16 protein-coding genes are annotated in these 22,426 nt (G+C 49.7%); 4 read left to right on the top strand and 12 right to left on the bottom strand.

Annotation, left to right across the window (positions count from 1 at the left end; genetic code table 11):
* Positions 1-57: 57 nt before the first annotated feature.
* The 4 genes from DZK30_RS00180 to DZK30_RS00165 form a co-directional block, all read right to left on the bottom strand.
* The gene (locus DZK30_RS00180; RefSeq protein WP_162902716.1) at positions 58-1,101 is read right to left on the bottom strand and encodes an acyltransferase family protein; all 1,044 of its coding nucleotides are present in this window, start codon (positions 1,099-1,101) and stop codon (positions 58-60) included.
* A 258-nt stretch (positions 1,102-1,359) separates the two neighbouring features.
* On the bottom strand, positions 1,360-2,145 hold the full coding sequence (locus DZK30_RS00175) for a C40 family peptidase (RefSeq protein ID WP_118972074.1): 786 nt from the start codon (positions 2,143-2,145) through the stop codon (positions 1,360-1,362).
* A gap of 141 nt (positions 2,146-2,286) precedes the next feature.
* A complete protein-coding gene (locus DZK30_RS00170; RefSeq protein WP_118972073.1) occupies positions 2,287-3,084 on the bottom strand; it encodes a uroporphyrinogen-III synthase in 798 nt (265 codons plus the stop codon).
* A gap of 60 nt (positions 3,085-3,144) precedes the next feature.
* Positions 3,145-4,071 carry a DUF4271 domain-containing protein gene (locus DZK30_RS00165; protein ID WP_118972072.1) on the bottom strand — a complete coding sequence of 309 codons (927 nt, stop codon included), beginning with the start codon at positions 4,069-4,071 and terminating at the stop codon, positions 3,145-3,147.
* A 90-nt stretch (positions 4,072-4,161) separates the two neighbouring features.
* Between DZK30_RS00165 and alaS the strand changes: the two genes are divergently transcribed.
* On the top strand, positions 4,162-6,804 hold the full coding sequence (alaS, locus tag DZK30_RS00160; RefSeq protein ID WP_118972071.1) for an alanine--tRNA ligase: 2,643 nt from the start codon (positions 4,162-4,164) through the stop codon (positions 6,802-6,804).
* Positions 6,805-7,073: 269 nt separating this feature from the next.
* On the opposite strand, the gene DZK30_RS00155 is transcribed toward alaS, so the two are convergent.
* The 4 genes from DZK30_RS00155 to DZK30_RS00140 all read right to left on the bottom strand — a co-directional run bounded on the left by DZK30_RS00155 (position 7,074) and on the right by DZK30_RS00140 (position 9,859).
* A complete protein-coding gene (locus tag DZK30_RS00155) occupies positions 7,074-7,577 on the bottom strand; it encodes a SecDF P1 head subdomain-containing protein (RefSeq protein ID WP_118972070.1) in 504 nt (167 codons plus the stop codon).
* Between the two features lie 124 nt (positions 7,578-7,701).
* Positions 7,702-8,703: a BtrH N-terminal domain-containing protein gene (locus DZK30_RS00150; RefSeq protein WP_118972069.1), complete on the bottom strand. Its 1,002-nt coding sequence runs from the start codon at positions 8,701-8,703 to the stop codon at positions 7,702-7,704.
* A 37-nt stretch (positions 8,704-8,740) separates the two neighbouring features.
* Positions 8,741-9,145 carry a hypothetical protein gene (locus DZK30_RS00145; protein WP_118972068.1) on the bottom strand — a complete coding sequence of 135 codons (405 nt, stop codon included), beginning with the start codon at positions 9,143-9,145 and terminating at the stop codon, positions 8,741-8,743.
* A gap of 135 nt (positions 9,146-9,280) precedes the next feature.
* Complete coding sequence (locus DZK30_RS00140) at positions 9,281-9,859, bottom strand: TraR/DksA family transcriptional regulator (RefSeq protein ID WP_240432824.1); 579 nt, start codon at positions 9,857-9,859, stop codon at positions 9,281-9,283.
* A 289-nt stretch (positions 9,860-10,148) separates the two neighbouring features.
* Here DZK30_RS00140 and DZK30_RS26195 point away from each other — a divergent pair, with 289 nt between their 5' ends.
* A complete protein-coding gene (locus DZK30_RS26195; protein WP_205529334.1) occupies positions 10,149-10,463 on the top strand; it encodes a hypothetical protein in 315 nt (104 codons plus the stop codon).
* On the opposite strand, the gene DZK30_RS00130 is transcribed toward DZK30_RS26195, so the two are convergent.
* From DZK30_RS00130 to DZK30_RS00120, 3 genes are all read right to left on the bottom strand, one after another.
* Entirely contained in the window at positions 10,450-14,217 is a 3,768-nt protein-coding gene (locus tag DZK30_RS00130; RefSeq protein WP_118972067.1) for a class I tRNA ligase family protein, read from the bottom strand. The genes DZK30_RS26195 and DZK30_RS00130 overlap by 14 nt on opposite strands.
* A 496-nt stretch (positions 14,218-14,713) precedes the next feature.
* Entirely contained in the window at positions 14,714-16,111 is a 1,398-nt protein-coding gene (gene hisS / locus DZK30_RS00125; protein WP_118972066.1) for a histidine--tRNA ligase, read from the bottom strand.
* 8 nt (positions 16,112-16,119) lie between these two features.
* On the bottom strand, positions 16,120-16,602 hold the full coding sequence (locus DZK30_RS00120) for a low molecular weight protein-tyrosine-phosphatase (RefSeq protein WP_240432823.1): 483 nt from the start codon (positions 16,600-16,602) through the stop codon (positions 16,120-16,122).
* A gap of 273 nt (positions 16,603-16,875) precedes the next feature.
* Between DZK30_RS00120 and DZK30_RS00115 the strand changes: the two genes are divergently transcribed.
* The gene (locus DZK30_RS00115) at positions 16,876-18,816 is read left to right on the top strand and encodes a nucleoside-diphosphate sugar epimerase/dehydratase (protein WP_118972064.1); all 1,941 of its coding nucleotides are present in this window, start codon (positions 16,876-16,878) and stop codon (positions 18,814-18,816) included.
* A 418-nt stretch (positions 18,817-19,234) separates the two neighbouring features.
* Here the strand turns inward: DZK30_RS00115 and DZK30_RS00110 are convergent, their stop codons facing one another.
* Positions 19,235-19,666, bottom strand: a complete 432-nt coding sequence (locus DZK30_RS00110) for a hypothetical protein (protein ID WP_162902714.1) — start codon at positions 19,664-19,666, stop codon at positions 19,235-19,237.
* A gap of 268 nt (positions 19,667-19,934) precedes the next feature.
* On the opposite strand from DZK30_RS00110, the gene DZK30_RS00105 reads away from it, so the two are divergent.
* Complete coding sequence (locus tag DZK30_RS00105; protein WP_118973344.1) at positions 19,935-22,295, top strand: GAF domain-containing protein; 2,361 nt, start codon at positions 19,935-19,937, stop codon at positions 22,293-22,295.
* Positions 22,296-22,426 lie beyond the last annotated feature (131 nt).

Raw genomic sequence — 22,426 nt, 5'->3', positions numbered from 1 at the left:
GTCGGTACAATTCTTTATCGGAGAAATGCTTGTTTTATTATGACAAAGGTAGTACAATTACCGGCGAGCAGGAGCCTGGCGTTTCAGGAAGCGTTTTTCCACCAGGCGCCAGGATAGCAGCCCGGCCAGCCAACCCACAGGCAACGAGACCAATAGCAATACCTCCGGTTGCTGCGGCTGCAACCATACAATTAAAGCCTGCTGCAGCGGGTAGGCGTAAATATAAGTGCCGTAAGAAATATCGCCGGTAAACCGGCTGAATGCCAGTGCAGGCATTTGATACAATCCGAAGGTAATGACCATGACCGCAAAAGCAGGCAGGGCGATCATTTCCAATCCGTCCTGGCGAATGAGCAGGGTAAGCGCGAACAACAGGCTGCTGAACAGTAAAAGCCGCCCTTTGTGCCGCTGCAGGAACCCGGGAAATAAAGAAAGCAGGGCGCCGGCTGTAAAATAGCTGCCCAGGTTAGTTACATAGAACAGGAACTTAAACAGACCGGCGGGAAGGGGCACCAGGCGATAGTGCAGCAGGCCATAACCGCAAAATAGCACCAGAAAAACAACAGGAAGGATTTGCTTCTTTGCTGGTCGCGAGACGCCGAACAGCAGCGCAAGCAAGCCGTAGCAAAGGATCTCGTACCGCAAGGTCCACAAGGAGCCGTTGACGGCCGTTTCCACATTATGGCCGAAAACGCCGGGAAGGGTTTGGTGCCGGGGAATCAGTAAGCTGTTATTCAGTGCGTACAGCCAGGTATTCTTATCGCCAAAATAGGCCATGGGTGACAGGGTACTGACAAGCGGCCCCAGGATAAGTGTCGTAAAGAGTATTGCTGCCAGCAGACCGGGAAAGATGCGCAGCAGCCGCTTGCGGGCAAAAGATACCAGCGTAGTGCTGCGGTCCAGACTCTGGTGGATAAGGTATCCGCTGATAATGAAAAAGCCACAGACCCCGATCTCCGAAAGTACCCTGCCTGAAAGCGGATACAAGGGATCGCCTTCGATATGGCCGAGCAAGGCATAGGAATGCGTGAGCACAACGAAAGAGGCAAACAACAGGCGCAGGAAATCGAAGTTATTGTTATGGCTGGTGGTCGGTTGCAAAATATATCGATAAAAGATAAAGCCCGTGGCTCAGGCTAAAAAGAACCGCGGTGACGGTAAATATCCGAAATCAAAATTCAAGCGCCGGGTTTAATTTTCGGGAAAGGATCACCTACCTCCGTGCGGATCACCCGCTCTCTGGTTCTTGAATCTTGCTTCTTATCATCCTGGCTTCGGAATCCGGCCCCGGTTCTTAAATCTTGCCTCCTGATTCCTGACTCTTTACATCCTGGTTCTTGAATCCCATTCCTGGTTCCCTTAAAAAACACGCTTGATCAGGCGTAGCTTATGGGTACGCATCCGTAATTGCTTACTGATGATGCCGCCATTGTCGATGGGGTCAGTCACCACGCAGCCACTGGTCTCCGTCGCATGAATGATCGTATGATCGTTAAGCAATATGCCCACATGGTTGATGCGACCTTCTTCGTTATCGAAAAAGGCCAGGTCGCCGCAGCGGACCTCCTGGAGGAAATCGACGGTTTCGCCTATGAGTGCCTGTTGGGAAGCATCGCGGGGGATACGGGTGTTCAGCAACTTGTAAACGACCTGTGTGAACCCTGAACAATCGAGGCCCATCAGCGACCGGCCACCCCATTGGTAAGGGCTGCCTGCAAACAGCTTGCTGTAGGCCCTCAGCCCTTCGGCGGAGGCCTCTATTTGTTTGAGTGCTACCTTACGGCCTTTGAAGCTGTATTCTTTGGCGCCCCACTTGATGTCGCGCCGCTTCATCAGGAAAAGACTGCTGCCGGGGCTCAGGAGGAAGTGCCCGTGCTCCACCTGCACCAGATCGGTGATGCCGGTATTGTAGTAATGGAGCGGCTTGCGGTATTCCTTGTAGGTAATGATCGCCACCTGCCCCTTTTTTACCCAGCCTTCATAATCGTCCCATTCGCAGCGCACCTGCAGCCAACCGTTCTTTTCTTCGGCCAGCACTTCCATTCTTTCTCCAAAAAGTAGTTGCGATACCTGCTCGGCCCGATGACTGGGCTCTGCCCGCAGGGGCATCACAGAAACGGAGCAAACGGCATAAGCAAGTGTCATGAATCAGGTTGGAAACGGTACCGGGCTTTGGCCTGCAAGATACCGATTCACGGGCATTGGTATCTCTAAAAAAACAAAAATAAAGGGCTGTAATATTTCATTACGGCCCTTTGTATCACGATCATAGCTGCGCCTATGATTTTATTTAGCTTTGTTGGTCTCACCCAGGAATTGCTCCAGCGCTGCCACCATCGACGGTGTGTTGGGCGCCGGCGCTTTAATGGTAAGCTTGAGCCCGGCATCTTCTACTGCTTTGGAAGTGGTATTGCCAAAGGCGCCGATAAGCGTACCATTCTGCTTGTATTTGGGATCACTCTGAAATAAAGTATCCACGCTGAATGGGCTGAAGAACACGATCACATCATAGCCTTTTTTCAGCACAGTGTCCACTTCATTGCTCACGGTGCGGTACAGCACGGCTTCGGCAAAGTTGAATGCTTTATTGATCAACAGGGGAGAGAGGTCGTTCTTGGTGTTTTCCGATACCGGCAGCATGAAACGTTCACGGTCCTTATACTTGCTCAGTACGTCCATAAGACCTTCGGATGTGCCATCGGGAGAAAAGAAAACTTTTCTTTTGCGGTACAGGATGAACTTTTGCAGGTAAAGCGCTACGGCTTCCGTTACACAAAAGTACTTCATGTCCTGGGAGACTTTAAATTTCATTTCTTCGCAGATACGGAAGAAATGGTCCACGGCATTACGGCTTACGAGGATTACAGCTGTAAAATCGGCAAGATCCAATTTCTGCTTCCTGAATTCCTTGGCATTCAATCCCTCTACGCGAATGAAAGGGAAAAATTCCAATTGCACATTGTACTTTTTGGCCAGATCAAAATAGGGGGATTTGTCGCTTTCCGGTTTGGGCTGGGTAATCAGAATATGCTCAATCCTCTTCCTTTCTATGATCTGCGACGATGATTTTGCTGCTTTAGCCATTGTTTTTGCAAAGGAAATATTCAAAAAAATATTGTCAAGCTCCTCTGCCCGGAACAGTGCCTACGAAATCAGCCATTGGTTCACTAATTTCATGAGCACCGCGAGAGGCAATAATTCGGAGGCGCAAAGGTACATAAAAAAATGGAATTTGCTAAATTTTATAAAATATCCGAATACGACGCCGGATCGCAAATAACGGTTGAGGAACAGTATTGCGATCACCAGAAATGAGAGGAAGAGGCTGGCCTGGACCCATTGCCCCTGTCCGAATGCCAATATAATAGTAAACGGGATCAGCGCCAGGCCTAGTATCTTATTGATCAAAAAAACATTGAACGTATAATTGTCTGTGATCTCCGAAATATTGAACACCCAGCCGGTGAATTTGAGGAAGAGGAACCGGACCACATAGATAACTACGAATAAAAGAATGAAACCCAGCAAGATGACGATTACCGGGTATTCCAGAATGATGTTTTTGTTATGAATGTGGTTGAGCGTAAAATAAAGGTACAGACCCATAGAAACACAAAAAATAAGGTCCATGGTAAGACTGGCGGCGCTGTCTTGTCGCAATTGCTCTTTAAGCTGCCGTGTGCTGAGGGTAGGATTGCGGAAGGCCCGGAACAAGTTGCGCAAATAGGAAGGGTTGGCCAGTCTGAAGATGCCGATGAACGCAATGAGCGTCAGTATCATCAGGAAGTCGGACGAACGGTCCCGGAACGGACGGAGCTTGATGCGGGCATCAATCCTTTCCTTGGGCTTCAGCAGCGGATGCCGTGCCATGTCCTGCTTCACCCGTTCGATGGTACGGCTCTCCAGCGCCTGTTCCGGAATGTTATAGCCATACAGCATACGGGCGCCGGCCTGTGGTGCAGGCACACAAAAGCACAACAACAATAAAAGGCAATAGAAATACCGCATGTACCCCGTAGTGATCACGCTGCAAATGTAAGGGCTAAATCTGCAAAAAAAATCTGTCACCATATTCCCGCTTTGTGAATATTGGTAAGGAATATGGATATTTGCACTCTTTTCATAATAAAGGGTCTTCGTGCCCGCTCAATACGAATTACAATGACTGCTTCTGATATCCGTCAGCAATTTTTGAATTTTTTCCGTTCTAAAGGACATACAATCGTCGCTTCGGCGCCCATCGTGGTGAAGAACGACCCTACCCTGCTGTTCACCAATGCCGGCATGAACCAGTTCAAGGATTATTTCCTGGGGAATAAAACACCCGAATCCAAACGGGTAGCGGATACACAAAAATGTCTGCGGGTAAGCGGCAAACATAACGACCTGGAAGAAGTGGGTGTGGATACCTACCACCATACCATGTTTGAAATGCTGGGTAACTGGAGCTTCGGCGATTATTTCAAGAAAGAAGCGATCGCCTGGAGCTGGGAATTGCTCGCCGATGTGTTTGGTATGGATAAAAGCCGTCTGTATGTTACCGTATTTGAAGGCGATACCAAAGAGAACCTGCCTTTTGACCAGGAAGCCTACGACGAATGGAAAAAGTGGATCCCCGAAGAGCGTATCCTGAAAGGCAATAAGAAAGACAACTTCTGGGAAATGGGCGATACCGGTCCCTGCGGTCCCTGCAGCGAGATCCACGTGGACTGTCGCAGTGACGAAGAAAGGGCCGCCGTTGCCGGCGCCGGCCTGGTAAATGCCGATCATCCGCAGGTGATCGAAATATGGAACAATGTATTCATGCAGTTCAATCGCCTGAAAGATGGCAGCCTGCAGCCGCTACCTGCTACTCACGTGGATACCGGCATGGGCTTTGAGCGCCTGGTGCGGGTGCTGCAGGGTAAAAATTCCAATTACGATACCGATGTTTTCTCCAGTACGATCAAGCTTACAGAGCAGATCACCGGTAAGCAATACGATTACAGCGATAGCAGACAGGCTATAGCCTTCAGGGTGCTGGCCGATCATATCAGGGCCATTGCTTTTACTATTGCCGATGGTCAGCTGCCGTCCAATACAGGCGCCGGCTATGTGATCCGCCGCATCCTGCGTCGCGCCGTGCGTTACTATTATTCTTACCTCGAGTACAAAACACCGCTGCTACACCAATTGCTGCCACTGATCGCCGAACAGTTTGAGCAGGTGTTCCCCGAGCTGCATCTGCAGAAAGACTTTGTGGTCCGCGTGATCAGGGAAGAAGAAGAGTCGTTCCTGCGTACCCTGGATAAAGGGTTGAAGCGTATAGACGAGGCTATCGCCAATGCGCAAAATGGGACGATCGATGGAGAAGAGGCCTTTAAGCTGTATGATACTTATGGCTTCCCCATCGACCTTACCCGCCTGATCGCTTCAGAGAAAGGGCTGCAGGTAGATGAGCCGGGTTTTGAAAAATTCATGAAGGTGCAGAAGGATACTTCTACCGCCGCCACTGTTATCGATGCCGGTGATTGGGTAACGGTGAACGATACGCCCAAATCTACCTTCGTAGGCTACGATGACCTCAACGTGGAAACCCGCCTGGCGCGCTACCGTAAAGTAAAGGCAAAAGGTAAAGAGCAATACCAGCTGGTATTGGAAACGACTCCCTTCTATGCTGAAAGCGGCGGCCAGGTAGGCGATACCGGCGTATTGCTGTTTGGCGAAGAAGAGATCTACGTGACCGACACGAAGAAAGAGAATAACCTTATCATCCACTTTACCGATAAGCTGCCTGCTCAGCCGGAGCAGCCCGTTTGGGCCAAGGTGGATTGGGAAACCCGTATGCTTACCAGCTACAACCATACCGCCACGCACCTGATGCATGCCGCGCTGCGGGAGGTATTGGGCAGCCATGTGGCACAGAAAGGATCGCTGGTATCGGGCGAAGTATTGCGTTTCGACTTTTCACATTTTTCCAAAATGACAGAGGAAGAGATTCGCAGGGTGGAAGAGATCGTGAACGCTAAGATCAGGGCCAATATACCAGTGGTGATTAAGGAAATGCCGAAGGAAGAGGCGATCGCCATGGGCGCTATGGCCTTGTTTGGCGAGAAATACGGCGATGTGGTGCGTACGGTGATCATCGATCCGGAGTACAGCATCGAGCTCTGCGGCGGTACGCATGTAGGCCATACCGGTATGATAGGCGTGTTCTCCATCACGGCCGAGAGCGCCGTAGCTGCCGGTGTACGCCGTATAGAAGCGCTTACCGGGCCGGCGGCCATACGTTACTTTGCCGATAAGGTTGCACAGAGCAAGCAGATCACAGAGCTGTTGAAAGCAAAAGATCCGCTCAAGGCAATAGAAAAGCTGATCGATGATAAGGCTGCGCTGGAAAAGCGTATCGAAAGCCTGGAGGCCCGCCAGCTGGTCGGCATCCGTAACGAGCTGATGCAAAAAGATGAGATGATTACCATCCGTACGGAAGCCGGGCAGGAGTTTGCAATTAACTTCATTGGCGATATTGTTGAGGTGAGTAATGCCGATGCCCTGAAAAAGCTTTGCTTCGATTTTAAAAACCATCTCCGCGATCACGTGGTCGTACTGTGCGCCAATATCGGCGGTAAGCCACAAGTAGCGGTCGGTATCAGCGAAACGGTAACGAACGCGACCACATTGGACGCCGACAAGATCATAAAAGGTACTATAGCACCCCTGATCAAAGGCGGCGGCGGCGGACAGAAGACCCTGGCAACAGCGGGCGGACAGGATGCCGGCCAGCTACGTGAAGTGATCGCACAGGTGAAAGCTTTGCTGCAATAATCCAATTTCTATATCAACAGTTCAGCGGCTCGTGTTTACATGAGCCGCTTTTTTTGTCTGCCTTTTTGAGTTTGATATTGCCCGCGGCTTTACGCCGATGGTCGTTGAACTCGCTGATGGAGCATCATACACGATCACAGATGTTTCGCTTGCTATGCAGCATTCTGCATGACCATGTTATGTTTATGGCCATTGCTTGTTTCGACTGCCTGCACAATGATTGTTAAGTGCTCATACATTTCATGCAATCGTCGAAAACCCTGCAAGCATTATTTTACATTATCCCTTAGCTTTATGAGCAGGCGCTCGCAGGCATTATCATTACATCTTGTAATCTGCAATTGACCACTGGTAATGGCTTCTCGTATCTTGTGCTGGGTCAGCGCTTCCCCATCCACCACCAAAGCCACCTTTTGCATAACGTGCTTTGCGGTGAAGGCTTTTAATAGTTGGGAGGCTTCCGGCGTCAACGACAGCAGCAATTTCTTTTTATGTTCGGTCTGCTGTTCGGCTGTGGGCGCGTGTTCCAGTATTAAGGGAACAAATTCACTGGTGTCGATAATGATCCTGTTATATTCGTCACCATTGTAATCTTCAAACAACTTACTAAAAAATATGGCTGTGCTATGCGGCGGTAATGGCGTTAGTAGAGTGGGCACTGTATCGATAGTGATGATGTGGTACAGGCCATCTTTGATCCATCGTTGCTGCTGTGCCGAAACTATGTTGCACAGGCCAAAGAACAAAATAATGGTGAGCAGGGCTTTTTTCATATCGATACAGTAATGGTTACTTTTTTGAGCAGTTTTCGGGACAACCTTGCTACGATAGGAGGGATTGTCGTAATCCGCTGATCGTGCAGACCGATTATCGCTGTTCCGACCGATCAGCGACTATCTACCACTTAACCGCTTTCAGGTCTTTAAAGAATTGCTTCTCCTTATCGCCGATGTCGTGCAGCAGCTTGCTGAGCTCCGTATAAGATACCAGGTCGCTGTTGCGGGCCTTGCATAGGCGCGCGGCGCTATAGGCAAAGTGGCGCCACTGGTCGCCGATGGCGGTATAACGTTCGGAAAGGCGGCCAAGCTCATTGTTGCCGGTATATTGTGCCGCCTCCTGCAGGAAGGCTGCATAGAGAAAGCGGAATCCGCCGCCGCCGGTGCCGATCTCTTCCTGCATGCGGATAATATTGCCCAGGTACAGGGTACATTGCCGTGGCGTCAGCTTTTGCGGGTACTGCTCGATCTTCTTTGCCAGCAGGTGTATGGCATTGACACCAAACCAGGGTACCGGCGGTGAGGACATGAAAAAGCAGGTTTGCTTGATACCATCCTTTATGCCCTTGGTGAGGTCGATATGACCGGGCACTTCTTTAATATAATACATCTTGCCTTTGGGTTCCGGCACACCCTTGGCAAACCGGGCTTTTACCAAGGCTTCGGGACCAATGGTAGCAGGCATTTCCAGCACAGGGTCGCTCACCAGGTAACGGCCGTCTTCTTTGCCATAGACTACAAGGTTATGGGCATTGAAGTGAAAGCGGAAGGCCTCTGGCAGGTAATCCAGGTAGTATACCCCGGTGATCATGCCCACAGGTATATTGCGGGCCAGGGCATCGTCGAGCGCCGCCATGGCCTTGGCCTCACTGCCAAATTTCTCGGTATGGATATTAATCCCCAGCCGCTGTGTGACCCGCTTGAAGATATAGCCCGGCCATATGCGGAAGGTGGTGCCGGGTATCCCGCTTACTTTAATAAAAGGAAGATGGCCGAAGAAAATACCCGCACCGATACCGAAAGTCATGGGTTCGGAGATATGAATGCCATTGTGCTGCAGCAAATTGGCGGTCACACCGCTTTCGCAGTGCGCATGCTGATGATGTTGGAACGAGGTGGTCAATTGGGGGCAGTAAATTAAGATTCTGTGCAGTGCCGGCTCATTGGCCAAAGCCCTGCAGCTCTGATAGGGTGATACCAAATACGCGGCAGTATTTGGCCAGGGTATTGTTGTCCAGCTTACGGAATACTTCGGGTTTAAAATGTCTTTTGACCTGCCATTTCCATTTGCCCATATAGCGTGCCAGCACCGGCAGCTCCATTAAGCTCTTTTGCATGAAATAGGCTACAGGGCTCAACGCGCCACGCCGCACCTGCGCCTCGGTTTCCTTCAGATCTTCGAGCACTGCTTCCCAGGCCTGGGTAGTGGCCAGGTTCTCGGCCTCCCAGCCTTCGGAATTAACGGAGGTATAGCTGCCATCGTCGGAAGTCGCGTACAGCAGCTTATGAACATTGCTTTTCCCTTTAAATGCTTCCTTATCCTGCGGGACTTCGTTCAGTTTCATAGAACCAGCTTTTTGTATCGCCAACGAATATTCAAAAATAGCATTTCTCTGCCAAATGACAGGAGACGCTATTCCAGTAAAAAGCGCTTCATCCGGGTTAAGGATGAAGCGCTTCCGGTATTGTTCGGGATAACATTATTTGTTCATTACCTTTTTGGCCTCGATGCTCAGCGTTGCATGCGGTACAGCACGCAGACGGGCTTTATCGATCAGTTTACCGGTAACGCGGCAGATACCATAGGTCTTATTCTCGATGCGGATCATGGCCTTTTCCAGGTGATTAATAAACTGGATCTGGCGACCGGCCAGCTGGGACAGCTGCTCGCGCTCCATGGCGCCGCTGCCGTCTTCCATATGGTTGAAGCGGTTGTCGGTATCGTCGGTACCGGCTTCGTCTTTACGGGTGATCAATCCCTGCAGGTAGGCAAGCTCTTTACGGGCATTGTCCAGTCTTTTGGAGATCAGCTCTTTAAATTCATTCAGCTCTTCATCACTATAGCGATAAACAGGCCCGGAGCTCTGTTCCGGCTCGTCCAATAAGGATCGTACAGAAGGATTGTATTCTTTCATAGTTAGTCCTGGTTCTTCCTGGGTTACTTTTTTTTCAATTTTACGATGAGCAATCACGACACCCGGTTTTAAGGGCGTTTTTCTGGGCAGCTGGCGTACGGCATCGATGATCTCGGAGCGGGCCGACGGTACTGCGGGAACCATAGATTTATTGGAAATAATTCTCTTCGCCTCTCCTGGCTTGCTTCCCGATGCCGGTTTTTGCCTGGCAGGCGGGGCGCTTTGGGCCAATGGCTTAGACGTTGCTTTTGCGGAAGCAACGGGCTTGGGTGCTGGTGCGACCTTAGCAACAGTTTTTGGCGCAGAAGGTTTAGCAGAAGCCTTGGCCGGAGCCTGATTTTTTTTCGGGACCGCTTTTACCGGAGCCGGGGCGGCCTTTTTAGCTACCGGTTTAGCGGGCGTCGCTTTGGTTACCGGCTTTACGATTTTCTTTATGGCTGTTTTAGCCGGCGCTGTTTTTTTAGGCGCCGCTTTTACTGCCGCCTTTTGGGGCGCAGGAGCCGCTTTTTTGGCCGGAACGGCCTTTTTAACCGGCTTTATGGCTGCTTTTGCTTTTGCCGGTGCACTTTTCTTGGCTGGTGCGGTCTTCCTGGCGACAGTTTTGGGCGCTGCTTTCTTTGCAGGAGCCGGCGCTGCTTTTTTCGTAGCCACAGTCTTCTTGGCAGGCGCAACCTTTTTAGCGGGTGCAGCTTTCTTTGCTGTTTTTGAAGCTGTTGATTTTTTTGTGGCCATGATTATGAGTTTTTAGTAATTAATACTTTTAGCGTTACCTCGTTCACTTCAATGGCGATGCCGTTGCCATTTATGGCAGGCACCAGCTCAATCGTATCGGCCAAAATCTCCGCACGAATATAATCATTAAAGTTTACGATAGCCGGTTTGAGGCTTTCAAATTCTTCTATGCTTACTGCTATCCTATCTGTAAGTTCCAGGCCGCTGTCCTTACGTATCTTTTGTATTCTGTTGATCAATTCTCTGGCGTTGCCTTCGTCCTGCAAGCCGGGCGTTACGGTAATATCCAGGGCTACCGTAAGGTTGTCCTTATTGGCCACCGACCAGCCGGGAATGTCTTCTGCAATGATCTCAACGTCATCGATATGGATGGCGATCTTCTGTCCGTCCAGGTCGAGCTCAAATTGCTTGTCCTGCTCCAGCTGTGCAATGCTGTGCTGGTCCAGGACGCTGATCGCAGCCGCTGCAGCCTTCATTTGTCCACCCAGGCGCTTGCCCAGGGCTTTGAAATCGGGCTTGATCTTCTTTTTGATAAAACCTTCGGTATCCACCAGGTACTCGATCGATTTCACATTCACCTCCGAAAGGATAATATCTTCTACTTTTTCGATCTGGTGCCGGATATGCTCATTAAGCACCGGTACCAGTATTTTCTGCAAAGGCTGACGCACTTTGATATTTACTTTTTTGCGTACGGACAGCACCAGAGACGAAATATCCTGTGCCAGCTGCATGCGTTCTTCCAGGTCACGGTCGATCGCAGTAGCATCGCTCACCGGGAAATCGGCATGGTGTACCGACATCGCTGCTACCCTGCCAGTTACGGTGTTCAGATTGTTGAACAGCCAATCGGCGAAGTAGGGCGAAATGGGCGCCATGAGCAACGACAGCTTTTCCAGGCATTCGAACAAGGTCTGGTAGGCGCTGATCTTATCCTGCTCATACTCTCCTTTCCAGAAACGGCGGCGGCAGAGGCGCACATACCAATTGCTCAGGTGTTCGTCAAGGAAAGTCTCGATGGCCCTGCCGGCCTGGGTAGGCTCGTAATCGTCAAATGATTTCGTTACCGTGTCTACCAGGGTGTTGAGCGACGATAATATCCAGCGATCGATCTCGGGACGCTGTGCCAGCGGTATATAATCCTGCTCAAAGGCAAAGCCGTCGACGTTGGCATATAGGGCAAAGAACTGGTATGTATTATATAAGGTGCCGAAAAACTTGCGCTGTACTTCCCTTATGCCTTCCACATCGAAGCGAAGGCTGTCCCAGGGCGAAGCATTGGTAATGAGGTACCAGCGGGTAGCATCGGCACTGTATTGCTCGATGGTAGCGAAAGGATCTACTACATTACCCTTGCTCTTACTCATCTTATTGCCATCCTTATCAAGCACCAATCCATTGGACACTACTGCTTTATAGGCTACACCAGGATATTGTTCCCCGCTAACCGGCAATCCTGCCTTTTTCAGCTCTTCATGTACCGATTCCTTGAGCAGGGAGCCGAGCGCATGCAGGGTATAGAACCAACCACGGGTCTGGTCCACGCCTTCAGCGATGAAATCGGCCGGGTAGTTCTGGGCAAAAACCTCTTTGTTTTCAAAGGGAAAATGCCATTGGGCATAAGGCATGGCGCCGCTGTCGAACCATACGTCGATCAGGTCGGGTTCGCGGAATAAGCAATAGGGTTGATCTGGATTAACAAAAACTACATTGTCTATATACGGTTTATGCAAATCCATTTCTGCCAGAAATTCCTTAGATATCGGAGTTAAATAAGGCAAAAGAAGCTCTGCATCAAATGTACTAAATGCCAGATCAAGCGGATATACTTCAGTAGAACCGTCAAATTTGGCTTTCAGTTTGCCTATATTGATCAGCCAATCTTCATAATGGGGTATATTACTATATCTATCCTCCCATGCTTTATTTTTCTCTTTTATTTTTTGAACCAGTATGCTCTGATCATCCTGAATATCAGTAATAAATTGCTCTTTATGTTTAAAATAGAAACCTTTATAACCACCTTCGCTGGCTAAGAGATCTTCTTTCTTTCCTGCGCAATAAACAGAAGACTTGTGTAATGAGTTAATCCTCCCTTGATCGTCAACTTTATTTTTTGATTGTTCCAGGAAATTTAGAATTGGAGAATCCCATACCGGCAAGGGCGTACCCCAGAAGCGGCTGCGGCTCAGGTTCCAGTCCACCATATTTTCCAGCCAGTTGCCAAAACGGCCCTCGCCGGTAGCCCTGGGCTTCCAGTTGATAGTCTTATTGAGCTCAACCATCCTGTCTTTCAAGGCAGTAGTACGTATAAACCAGGCGTCAAGCGGATAATACAATACGGGTTTGTCGGTACGCCAGCAATGGGGGTAGCTGTGCTCGTACTTTTCTACTTTAAAGGCGCGACCTTCCAGCTTCAACCGTACGGCGATGTCCACATCCACATCGGCGTAGCTCGGATCGTCCTTATAATTCTTTACATAACGGCCAGAGAGCTCGCCGCTGTCCTCTACAAACTTACCTTGCTTGTCTACCAACGTAAACATGCCGATATTGTTCTTCATGCCTACCTTATAGTCATCGGCGCCAAATGCCGGTGCGGTATGTACGATACCGGTGCCATCTTCAGTAGTTACAAAGTCGCCGAGGATCACCCTGAAGGGATCGCCGCCGCTCAATCCGGGCTTATTGCTTTCAAAAGGCAGTAACTGCTCGTAGCGGATACCTTCCAGGTCCTTTCCTTTATATTCTGCAACCACCTTGTAAGGCAATTGCTTTTTCTTAACCAGGTGGTCAAATGCCGTTTTCAGCTCTGGGTTGCCTTCGATCAGGCTTTCATCGCTGCCGCGCTCCTGCCAGTTGGTAATGGCATCGAACAACCCGTTGTTCCCGCCTTCTGTCCACTCGTCCAGGTGCTCGGGAAAATATTTGTGCATCAACGCTTTAGCCAATATCACAGCACAAGGGCGGCCGGTATAAGGGTTAAAGGTCCTGACCAGTATATAATCGATATTGGGACCTACGGTAAGCCCTGCATTGGAAGGCAGGGTCCAGGGGGTAGTGGTCCAGGCCATAAAGAATACCTCTTCAGTGCCTTCCAGCTTTACCACCTCGTTGGGGACCATTTTAAACATGGCCACGGCGGTAGTATCCTTTACATCTTTATAGGTACCCGGCTGATTAAGCTCGTGCGAGCTTAAGCCGGTACCGGCAGCAGGCGAATAGGGCTGTATGCTCACACTTTTATAGAGCAGGTCTTTTTTATACAGCTCTTTCAAAGCCCACCAGAGGCTTTCGATATAATCGGTTTTAAAGGTGATATAAGGATCACTTAAATCGACCCAATACCCCATTTTTTCCGTCAGCTCGTCCCAGCGGTCTTTGTATTTCATTACCTCGCGACGGCAGGCGGCGTTGTATTCCTCAACAGATATTTTTTTTCCAATATCTTCTTTAGTGATACCCAACAGTTTTTCGACACCCAGCTCTACAGGCAGGCCATGGGTATCCCAGCCGGCCTTCCTTTTTACCTGGAAGCCCTTCATGGTCTTATAACGACAAACCAGGTCTTTAAGGGTACGGGAAATGACGTGATGAATACCGGGCATACCATTAGCACTGGGCGGTCCTTCGTAGAACACGAACGGGGTTTTGCCTTCCCTGATCTCGATGCTCTTTTCGAAAAACTGCCCTTCTTTCCACTTTTTAAGCCATTCCTGCTCGATTGCAGGCATATTTAACTGCTTAGATTCCAGATATTTCGCTGCCATGTATAGTACTCCCTAAACTAAAAATTAGGCGCAAAGGTATGAAGAATTATCTTATAAATAAAATGCTAAAACGCCCGGGAGGCGACGGGAAGCCCCGAAAAGCTGAAAGAAAATGTTAATTCCTGGGCTATTGGATGGCGACGCCGTCTGCATTAAAAACATATCTTACAGGATTGCAGGCAGTTGTACGACGCATTTTTATCATTTTCAAAATGAAAGGGGCTATAAACGTTTATTATATTGCTGTTATGTTTGGATGGGGGTATTGGGTATTGAGTATTGAGTATTGGGTACTAGGTATTAGGTATTAGGTATTAGGTACCAGGGAGTCAACGGAAAGCATTGATTTTAGTCGCAAAACATACAATTATTTACATCCTGTATCTTGTCTCTCAACTCCTGTTTCCTGATTCTTGTCTCCAAATCCTGAATCAAAAAAAGGTCCGGGACTTACCCGGACCGTAGTTATATTATAAATCGTATGGAAAATATTGACTCAGGGCGTTGCCAGCGTTGCGATCAGGTCGCCAATGGCCAGCTTCCGCTGTTCGCCGCTCGCCATATCTTTTAAATTGATCATACCTTCTTCCAGTTCGGAGGCGCCCACAATGCCCACAAAGGGTATATTGCGTTTATCGGCATATTTCATTTGCTTGTCAAATTTGGCGCTGTCGGCATACAGCTCGGCCGCGATACCGGCTGCCCTCAACTCGTTCAGATACCCAAAGAGGATCGGCGTCGCCCTTGGTTCGATATTGACAAATATGATGCGGGTACCCGAAGCCAACTGGGCCGGGAACAGACCCAGCTCTTCCAGCACGTCGTAAATACGGTCTACACCAAAGGATATTCCCACGCCAGACAGCCCCTTAAGGCCGAAAAGGCCCGTGAGGTCGTCGTAGCGGCCGCCGCCACCAATACTGCCCATCTTCACGGCCGAGGTGGCGACTTCTACAATAAGGCCGGTATAATAATTGAGGCCGCGGGCCAGCGTAAAGTCAACCATAATATCGCTGGTCCAGGAGGCATTGCTCAGCTGATCGTGGTAGGCCAGGGTTTGCCGCAGTTCGGCGATACCCAGCTGCGCCGTTTCACTCCCGGCCAGCAGTTGCGCCATGGCATCGAGGCGACCTTCGTGGGCCCTTGCTTCATGTTCAGATTGTATAGAGAGGAACCGGGTGATGTAGCCGATCTTTTCTTCGTCCAAACCTCGCTGTACCAGCTCTTTCTGTACGCCGTCCAGGCCTATCTTATCCAGCTTGTCGATAGCAACCGTGATGTCGGTGAGCGACCCGGCGGCGCCACAGCATTCGGCAAGGCCGGCCAATACCTTGCGGCTGTTGATCTTAACCTGGATACCCGGCACCTGCAGCCGATGGAAGGCTTCGCGGTAAATACCCAGCAGTTCGGCTTCATTGACGAGGGAGTTGCTGCCGACCACATCGGCATCGCATTGCCAGAATTCGCGATAGCGTCCCTTTTGCGGCCGGTCGGCGCGCCATACCGGCTGCATCTGGTATCTCCTGAAAGGGAAAGCCAGCTCGTTCTGGTGCATCACCACATAGCGGGCAAAGGGTATGGTAAGGTCGTAACGCAGGGCCCGCTCGGTCAGGTTCGGATCATTTTTTCCGTCCAGTACGCGTTCGAAAGCCGTTCTGGCCTTTTCCGTATTTTTAGGATCGTTGAGCCCGTTGTTCAGGATCTTGAAAATGAGGCGATCGCCTTCATCGCCATACTTTCCCATCAAAGTGCTCAGGTTTTCCATGGAAGGCGTTTCAAGCGGTTGATAGCCGTAGAGCTCAAATACGTTGCGTATCGTTTGCAAAATATATTGCCGGCGCCTTACGTCGGCCGGAGAAAAGTCTCTTGTTCCCTGGGGAATGGAAGGTTTCATGTCTAATTTTAATTATAAAGGTCTGTAACGGCAGCTGCCCTGTATTTTTCCAGGATCACCGAACAGGTATCGTGGATCATGTCGTAAACTTCACTATAGCCTTCTTCTGTGCCATACCAGGGATCGGGTACCGAGCGACCGCTGCCGGGATGACTTTCTTCCAGGAAGAGGATCACTTTACGGGCATCGAAGGCCGAGCCGGCGATGTGCTTTACCGATTCCATCACATCGCGCGCCATGACGTAAATGAGGTCAAAATCTTTTAAATCGGCGGCAACAAATTTCCGGGCCTTTTGTTGAGAAATGTCTACCCCATTTTTCTGGCATATTTTTTGCGAGTAGGTATGCGGCGGCTCACCGATATGGTAGCTCTCGGTACCTGCGGAATCTATCACCCAATCCAGGTTGTCCCTGGTAACCAGGGCACGCATTACACCTTCGGCTATAGGCGACCGGCATATATTGCCCAGGCATACCATGAGAATACGCATAGAAAAATTATTTTTTAACAAAAATTCTTAATTGAAGTACCAAAGCAATTCTTTTTTTTTGCGTCTACAATCTGCAAGCGCCGTCGCCTGTAATCCAAGCCGGCTTGCAAAGCTAGTGCAAGAGGACAAATTTTCTAGAAGCAAATAAAAATTTTATTAGAGGTGTTAAGGAAGTATAAATCAAAAATTTAAATTATCATAATTTATTTGGTATTTAATCGGATTTTATTTATACTTTTGCGTAGCCTCTATAAACCCCCGGACAGATTCCTTATGGCCACTCAAAGAATACGTCTCGCGCCCAGATGGATTATATTTCTTTTGGATTTATGCTGCTGCATTGTCGCCATGTCCATGGCCTTCCTGTTGCGGATGAATTTCAATCTAAATGAAATAGATCATTACCCGCTTTTAAAGATACTGAGCATTACCGTAGCGGTCAATGCCTGTTTGCTAGTGGCATTCAAGACTTATGCCGGGATCGTGCGTTATACTTCGGTGGAAGATACCGGCCGTATTCTGTCGGTTAACACTATTGTCTGCCTTATTTTCCTTCTGATCGAGAATATTTACCCCAAGGCAGAGAGCATGCCGGAAGCCGCCTTGTTTCCCACATCGGTATTGTTCATTTACTACCTCAGCATCAACTTCTTACTTATCATTTACAGGCTTTTTGTCAAGCGGATATTCCATTATCTCTTTTCTGTAAGAAAGAAGACGATCAAGGCGGCCCTCTACAACGCCGGCTATGAAGGTTTGCTGGCCAAAAAGATGATCTCCGACAACCAGCGTTCAGAGATCAAGATCATGGCCTTCCTGGAAGATAATGAGCGTCTTATAGGTAAGATCATTGAGACTACCTCGGTAGTAAGAGCCAATAAAGCCAGCCTGGAACGCCTGAAGCGGGAAGGCCTGGAATTGCTCATTATCGCCGATCCTTATATCCGTAAGCAACGGCTGAACGACCTGGTGGATATTTGCCTGGAGCTGAACCTGAGGATACAGCAGGTACCCTCGAGTGAAAAATGGATCAACAACACCCTCCAGGCCGATCAGCTAAAGGATGTGAATATCGAGCAATTGCTGGAAAGGGATGTGATCAAGATCAAGAACGAGCAGGTAGGTACCGAAATCCGCAATAAGAAGGTGCTGGTAACGGGTGCTGCCGGCTCTATCGGCAGCGAGATCGTACGGCAGTTGTTGCAATACAATCCGGCGATCATTATTGCCTGCGATATGGCCGAAACGCCCCTCCACGAGCTGCGCCTGTCGCTGCCTGAGGACGCCCGCGTCAAGACCTTTATCGGTGACATCTGCGATCGTATACGTATGGAGCAGATCTTCGAGATCTATGCCCCGGATATTGTATATCACGCGGCTGCCTACAAGCATGTACCGCTGATGGAAGAACATCCATCGGCAGCCATTCTTAATAATGTGCTGGGTACCAAAATACTGGCAGAGTTGTCGGTAAGCTATGCCGTAGAGAAATTTGTAATGGTCTCTACCGACAAAGCCGTGAATCCGACCAATGTTATGGGCGCTTCCAAGCGTATTTCCGAAATATTTGCCCAATCCTATTATAAATACATTTCCCGTTCGGGCAAGTCTTCGCTCAATTCCGGCAATGGCAGCATGCCCTTGCGTACGACCAAGTTTATTACCACGCGGTTTGGTAATGTGCTGGGATCCAATGGATCCGTTATTCCCCGGTTTAAGAAACAGTTGGAAGAGGGCGGACCCATTACGGTTACCCATCCCGATATCACCCGTTATTTCATGACCATACCCGAGGCCTGCCAGCTGGTGCTGGAAGCCGGCGCCATGGGCAAGGGCGGCGAGATATTCGTATTTGACATGGGTAGCCCCGTTAAGATCGTAGACCTGGCCCGGAAAATGATACGGCTGGCGGGTAAAGAGCCCGACCGCGATATCCACATAACCTATAGCGGTTTGCGACCGGGCGAGAAGCTGTATGAAGAGTTGCTGAACAATGCTGAAAATACCATGCCTACCTATCATGAGAAGATCATGATCGCCACGGTAAGGGAATACGATTTTGCTTCGGTATACACGCAGGTGGATGACCTGATCGATCTGGCGCAGAAACATTTCCTGATGGAAACCGTGGGCAAAATGAAAGAGATCGTCCCCGAGTTCATCAGCAACAATTCGATCTATCAAAAGCTTGACGCCAACGGAAGCAAGCCTTAAAGGCTCCTCCTCTATCTATAATTGAAGGCTGTCCCCCACGGGCAGCCTTTGTTTTTGCGGATGACCGAGAATAGGTACCGCTGTCTAATATGCTGATACCAATAGACGGAGACTGCTGCCGCTTCACCCCATGGACAGAAACTATCCATCTTGCGAAAAAGAACAGGAATTTCTGAGGGTTGGTAAAAGCGGTTCGCGTTTCGGTAAGCGGAAGTTAAGACTACACTGGCTGGCTGCCGGTTGAAACGGTGGCTGAAAGATGGAAAAACAGTAATCCAAATAAATGGAAACGTTTCCATTCCTATTTTTCCGCTTGATCGGGGCAATGGTATTGCCGTCTTAGGGGAAGAAACAACGGCATAAAAGCAAAGCCACCGGTAGACACCGGTGGCCGTAGTATAGAACCAATAAAACAATACTAATTAAAGATCAACCGTGCCGGACCGCCTACACCCGGAGCAGGAATCCAGGTAGGGGTAAGGTTGCCGCAAGGTGCACAGTTGTTGGTAAAAGAGGCATAGGGAGGGTTTGTAAGCAGCATGCCGGTGCAGGGTTCTCCTACACGGCCAACTGCAAAACCGCTACAGGCCGCAGATTTATTATTGATCCCGGCGCCTACGATAAAAGGTGTGCTTAAACCTGCCGCTGCGGGATTGGGATAATTGATGGTTGTAGCCGGGGGAATAGACAGAACAGCACCAAAGGCTGCAATGCCGCAATTGGGACCGCCCATTACAAAATAGTGCGCCCAGCAGGTGGTTGAATTGTTCCTTACCTGTAAGGATCCGGCCTGTGCCATGGCACCATAGCTGAGACAGCCCAGCATTAAGAGAGATAATAAACGCTTCATTTTTAGGTGTTTGGTTTTTGGTTAACAATCAGTTTCAAAAGTAGGCTGTGCCCGGGAAAAAGAAAAAGGAGAAAAGCAGTAAAAGTTTCAGTGTATTACCTGTAGTTTTAACAAGAGGCAAGCAGGCGGCTATGGCGTTTCTTCGCAGTCTTTTACTGTGGGATTCAGGGCGCAGACCGTTTTATGCATTCCTTTAACCGAAGCGGATGGCGCATATTATGATTATCTGCCTATATTTGGGCCGAACCAAGTAACGATCCGCAAGTATATGAAGAACCAGCTGATGGACCTCTCCGGTGGCAGGGCCAAGGCGCTGAAGATGGACGCCGTAGTCTCCTTTATGCCTTTTATCCGCTTCCTGGAGCAACGCATCCGGGAAGAACGTACGCTGAAAACCTCCTTTTACCAGACTATTCTCGACTATTTCCACGACAAAAATATACCCCTGGGCGATATACCGTTGGCAGACACGCATCTTTACAGCGACTTTTGTGAATACATCTACGCCAGCCTTTCCCCGGCCTTGTTTTCGGAGCAAAACCTCGCCTGGGGCCTGAGCGCTCCTCTGAAGCCGGAAATCTTTTACGGTACTGACCTTTTATACGCTATTCTGGGCCGCAAGCCATCGGAAGAAGAGACCCGCATGCCGCATAAAGCGCCTGGCCAATACCACAAAGAGCGTATGCACGTGATCTACGCGCTTATTCTTCAGCGCTTGTACAATTTCCAGATACCGGTAAAGATTGAGCAGTACCATGCCTGGACGCATCCCGATACCGGCCTGCTTCGTTACAACCAGGTGCATATTAATGTTGACTTTATAGAAGTGCGAGCTAAGGATGCGCTACCTGCCCTTAGCTTTCGTGAGGTGTATACCTATTTTAGCGAGAGCGAAGGCTATGAGCAGCTGGAAAAAATATTGCCCCTGTCGCTCTTCGAGTTGCGTGGCTTTGCGGTGGTAACGGTAGCTGATGTTACCGCACAGATGGCCGTCGAAAATATAAAGCAGATCCGGTTCCAACGTACCGATGGCCATACGGCCAACAATTACCAGGACGTGATCCGCTCACTGAAAACGCTGGTACAGAATAATAAGATAGAGTTTGACCTGTTCCCTTTCGTAAGGGTAAACAACCAGGCGGTATATGGCTATGAGAAGGCCGGCAACGGTATCCTGTTTTCCGTATGGGGTGAGCATACGCTGTCGCCCGAAGCCTTTCGCAAGCAGGCTGAAGGATATGCCGCTAACCCGATATCTTTCTTTTCGCCCGATATCCATGGCGAAAGCGAAATGCAGATCGGCTTCCTGGATGCTTTCCGCCGGGCTGGCGTTCGCTCGCTAGTACTGGTCCCCTTGTTTTATAACAAAACACCCGTGGGCGTTTTGGGGATGCACACCTGGCTGGAGGAGCAGTTTGACGAGAAGATGCTGGCCATGCTGGACCCCGCATTAAGCCCGCTGGCGCAGCTGCTGCAGATCTATATCGATGAGTTCAATGCCGAGCTGGACCAGATCATCAAGGAAAAATTCACATCGATACAGCCTGCCGTGCAATGGAAGTTTAACGAAGCGGCCTGGCATTATCTTCACCAGAAGAAAAAGCATCTGCCGGCGTCCATGGAGAATATCCACTTCAACGAGGTCTATCCCTTGTACGGCGCCATCGATATCCGTAATTCAACGCTGGAGCGGAACGCCGCCATCAGGGCCGACCTGGACCATCACCTTAACCTGCTGAGCAATACACTTGCGGCCCTTCAGCCTTTCGACAGGAGCTCGTTGATGGAAGAGATCAGCTATCATTGCCGTAAATGGCGGGAGACCTTGCAAAGCGGTGCGTTGAACAGCAATGACGAAAATAACCTGAGCTATTTTCTGAACGGGCAGGCCCACGATTACCTGATGCACCTTTTTCGCCAAAAGCCCGAAACCGGCAGCCTCATCGGCGATTACCTGAATGCGATGGATCCCGAGCAGGGCGAGGTGCACCGGCACCGGCAGGCGCTGGAACGTTCGATGCAACAGATCAATCATGCGATCAACAATTATTTTGAAACCAGTAAGGAGCAATTGCAGCAATCTTATCCCTGCTATTTCGAAAAGTTCAGGACCGATGGTATCGAATACGACATCTACATAGGGCAGTCGATTGCGCCCGGAAAACCGTTTGATCATTTTCACCTGAAAAACCTGCGTTTGTGGCAGCTTTCCTCTATGGCCGACATTGCCCGTCTCAGCCACAGCCTACTGCAGGAAATAGCAAAGCCGTTACAGACCACGCAGCTGATCTTTGTGCACAACCAACCCATTGATATCAGCTTCAGGGCCGATGAACGTAAGTTTGACGTGGAAGGTGCTTACAACATCCGCTACCAGATGATCAAAAAGCGTATCGACAAGGTGCATATACGGAATAGCCAGGAGCGGCTTACCCAGCCCGGCACTATTGCGCTCATCTATTTTCACGACAGGGATGTGGCCGACTACAGGCCTTATATCAGCTATCTGCAGGAAACCGGGATGCTGGCACCACAGCTGGATGAGCTGGAGCTGGAAGATCTCCAGGGGCTCAGCGGTCTCAAAGCATTGCGCGTGAATGTAACCTATCCCGGTACTGTGGCAGGGTAGGAACAATTTCCTTTTAGGCTGCCTCAATAGAGGCAGCAGGCATTTTCATAAAAACAGCAGGGCCGTCCGGAATGCTCCGGACGGCCCTGCTGTTTTGCCCGCAGATTTAATCGTTTCATAATGCTGTCTTC

This window comes from Taibaiella koreensis (genome assembly GCF_003545715.1).
Taxonomy (GTDB): domain Bacteria; phylum Bacteroidota; class Bacteroidia; order Chitinophagales; family Chitinophagaceae; genus Taibaiella; species Taibaiella koreensis.
Note: the sequence above shows the minus strand (reverse complement) of the source record. Positions and strands in the feature narration are given on the sequence as shown.

What these genes read in the sequence shown, in the direction of transcription:
- DZK30_RS00175 (WP_118972074.1), bottom strand. Translation starts at nt 2,145, where the DNA reads ATGACACTTGCTTATGCCGTTTGCTCCGTTTCTGTGATGCCCCTGCGG.
- DZK30_RS00170 (WP_118972073.1), bottom strand. Translation starts at nt 3,084, where the DNA reads ATGGCTAAAGCAGCAAAATCATCGTCGCAGATCATAGAAAGGAAGAGG.
- DZK30_RS00165 (WP_118972072.1), bottom strand. Translation starts at nt 4,071, where the DNA reads ATGGTGACAGATTTTTTTTGCAGATTTAGCCCTTACATTTGCAGCGTG.
- alaS (WP_118972071.1), top strand. Translation starts at nt 4,162, where the DNA reads ATGACTGCTTCTGATATCCGTCAGCAATTTTTGAATTTTTTCCGTTCT.
- DZK30_RS00155 (WP_118972070.1), bottom strand. Translation starts at nt 7,577, where the DNA reads ATGAAAAAAGCCCTGCTCACCATTATTTTGTTCTTTGGCCTGTGCAAC.
- DZK30_RS00145 (WP_118972068.1), bottom strand. Translation starts at nt 9,145, where the DNA reads ATGAAACTGAACGAAGTCCCGCAGGATAAGGAAGCATTTAAAGGGAAA.
- DZK30_RS00140 (WP_240432824.1), bottom strand. Translation starts at nt 9,859, where the DNA reads ATGGTTCCCGCAGTACCGTCGGCCCGCTCCGAGATCATCGATGCCGTA.
- DZK30_RS26195 (WP_205529334.1), top strand. Translation starts at nt 10,149, where the DNA reads ATGGCTGTTTTAGCCGGCGCTGTTTTTTTAGGCGCCGCTTTTACTGCC.
- DZK30_RS00130 (WP_118972067.1), bottom strand. Translation starts at nt 14,217, where the DNA reads ATGGCAGCGAAATATCTGGAATCTAAGCAGTTAAATATGCCTGCAATC.
- hisS (WP_118972066.1), bottom strand. Translation starts at nt 16,111, where the DNA reads ATGAAACCTTCCATTCCCCAGGGAACAAGAGACTTTTCTCCGGCCGAC.
- DZK30_RS00120 (WP_240432823.1), bottom strand. Translation starts at nt 16,602, where the DNA reads ATGCGTATTCTCATGGTATGCCTGGGCAATATATGCCGGTCGCCTATA.
- DZK30_RS00115 (WP_118972064.1), top strand. Translation starts at nt 16,876, where the DNA reads ATGGCCACTCAAAGAATACGTCTCGCGCCCAGATGGATTATATTTCTT.
- DZK30_RS00110 (WP_162902714.1), bottom strand. Translation starts at nt 19,666, where the DNA reads ATGAAGCGTTTATTATCTCTCTTAATGCTGGGCTGTCTCAGCTATGGT.
- DZK30_RS00105 (WP_118973344.1), top strand. Translation starts at nt 19,935, where the DNA reads ATGAAGAACCAGCTGATGGACCTCTCCGGTGGCAGGGCCAAGGCGCTG.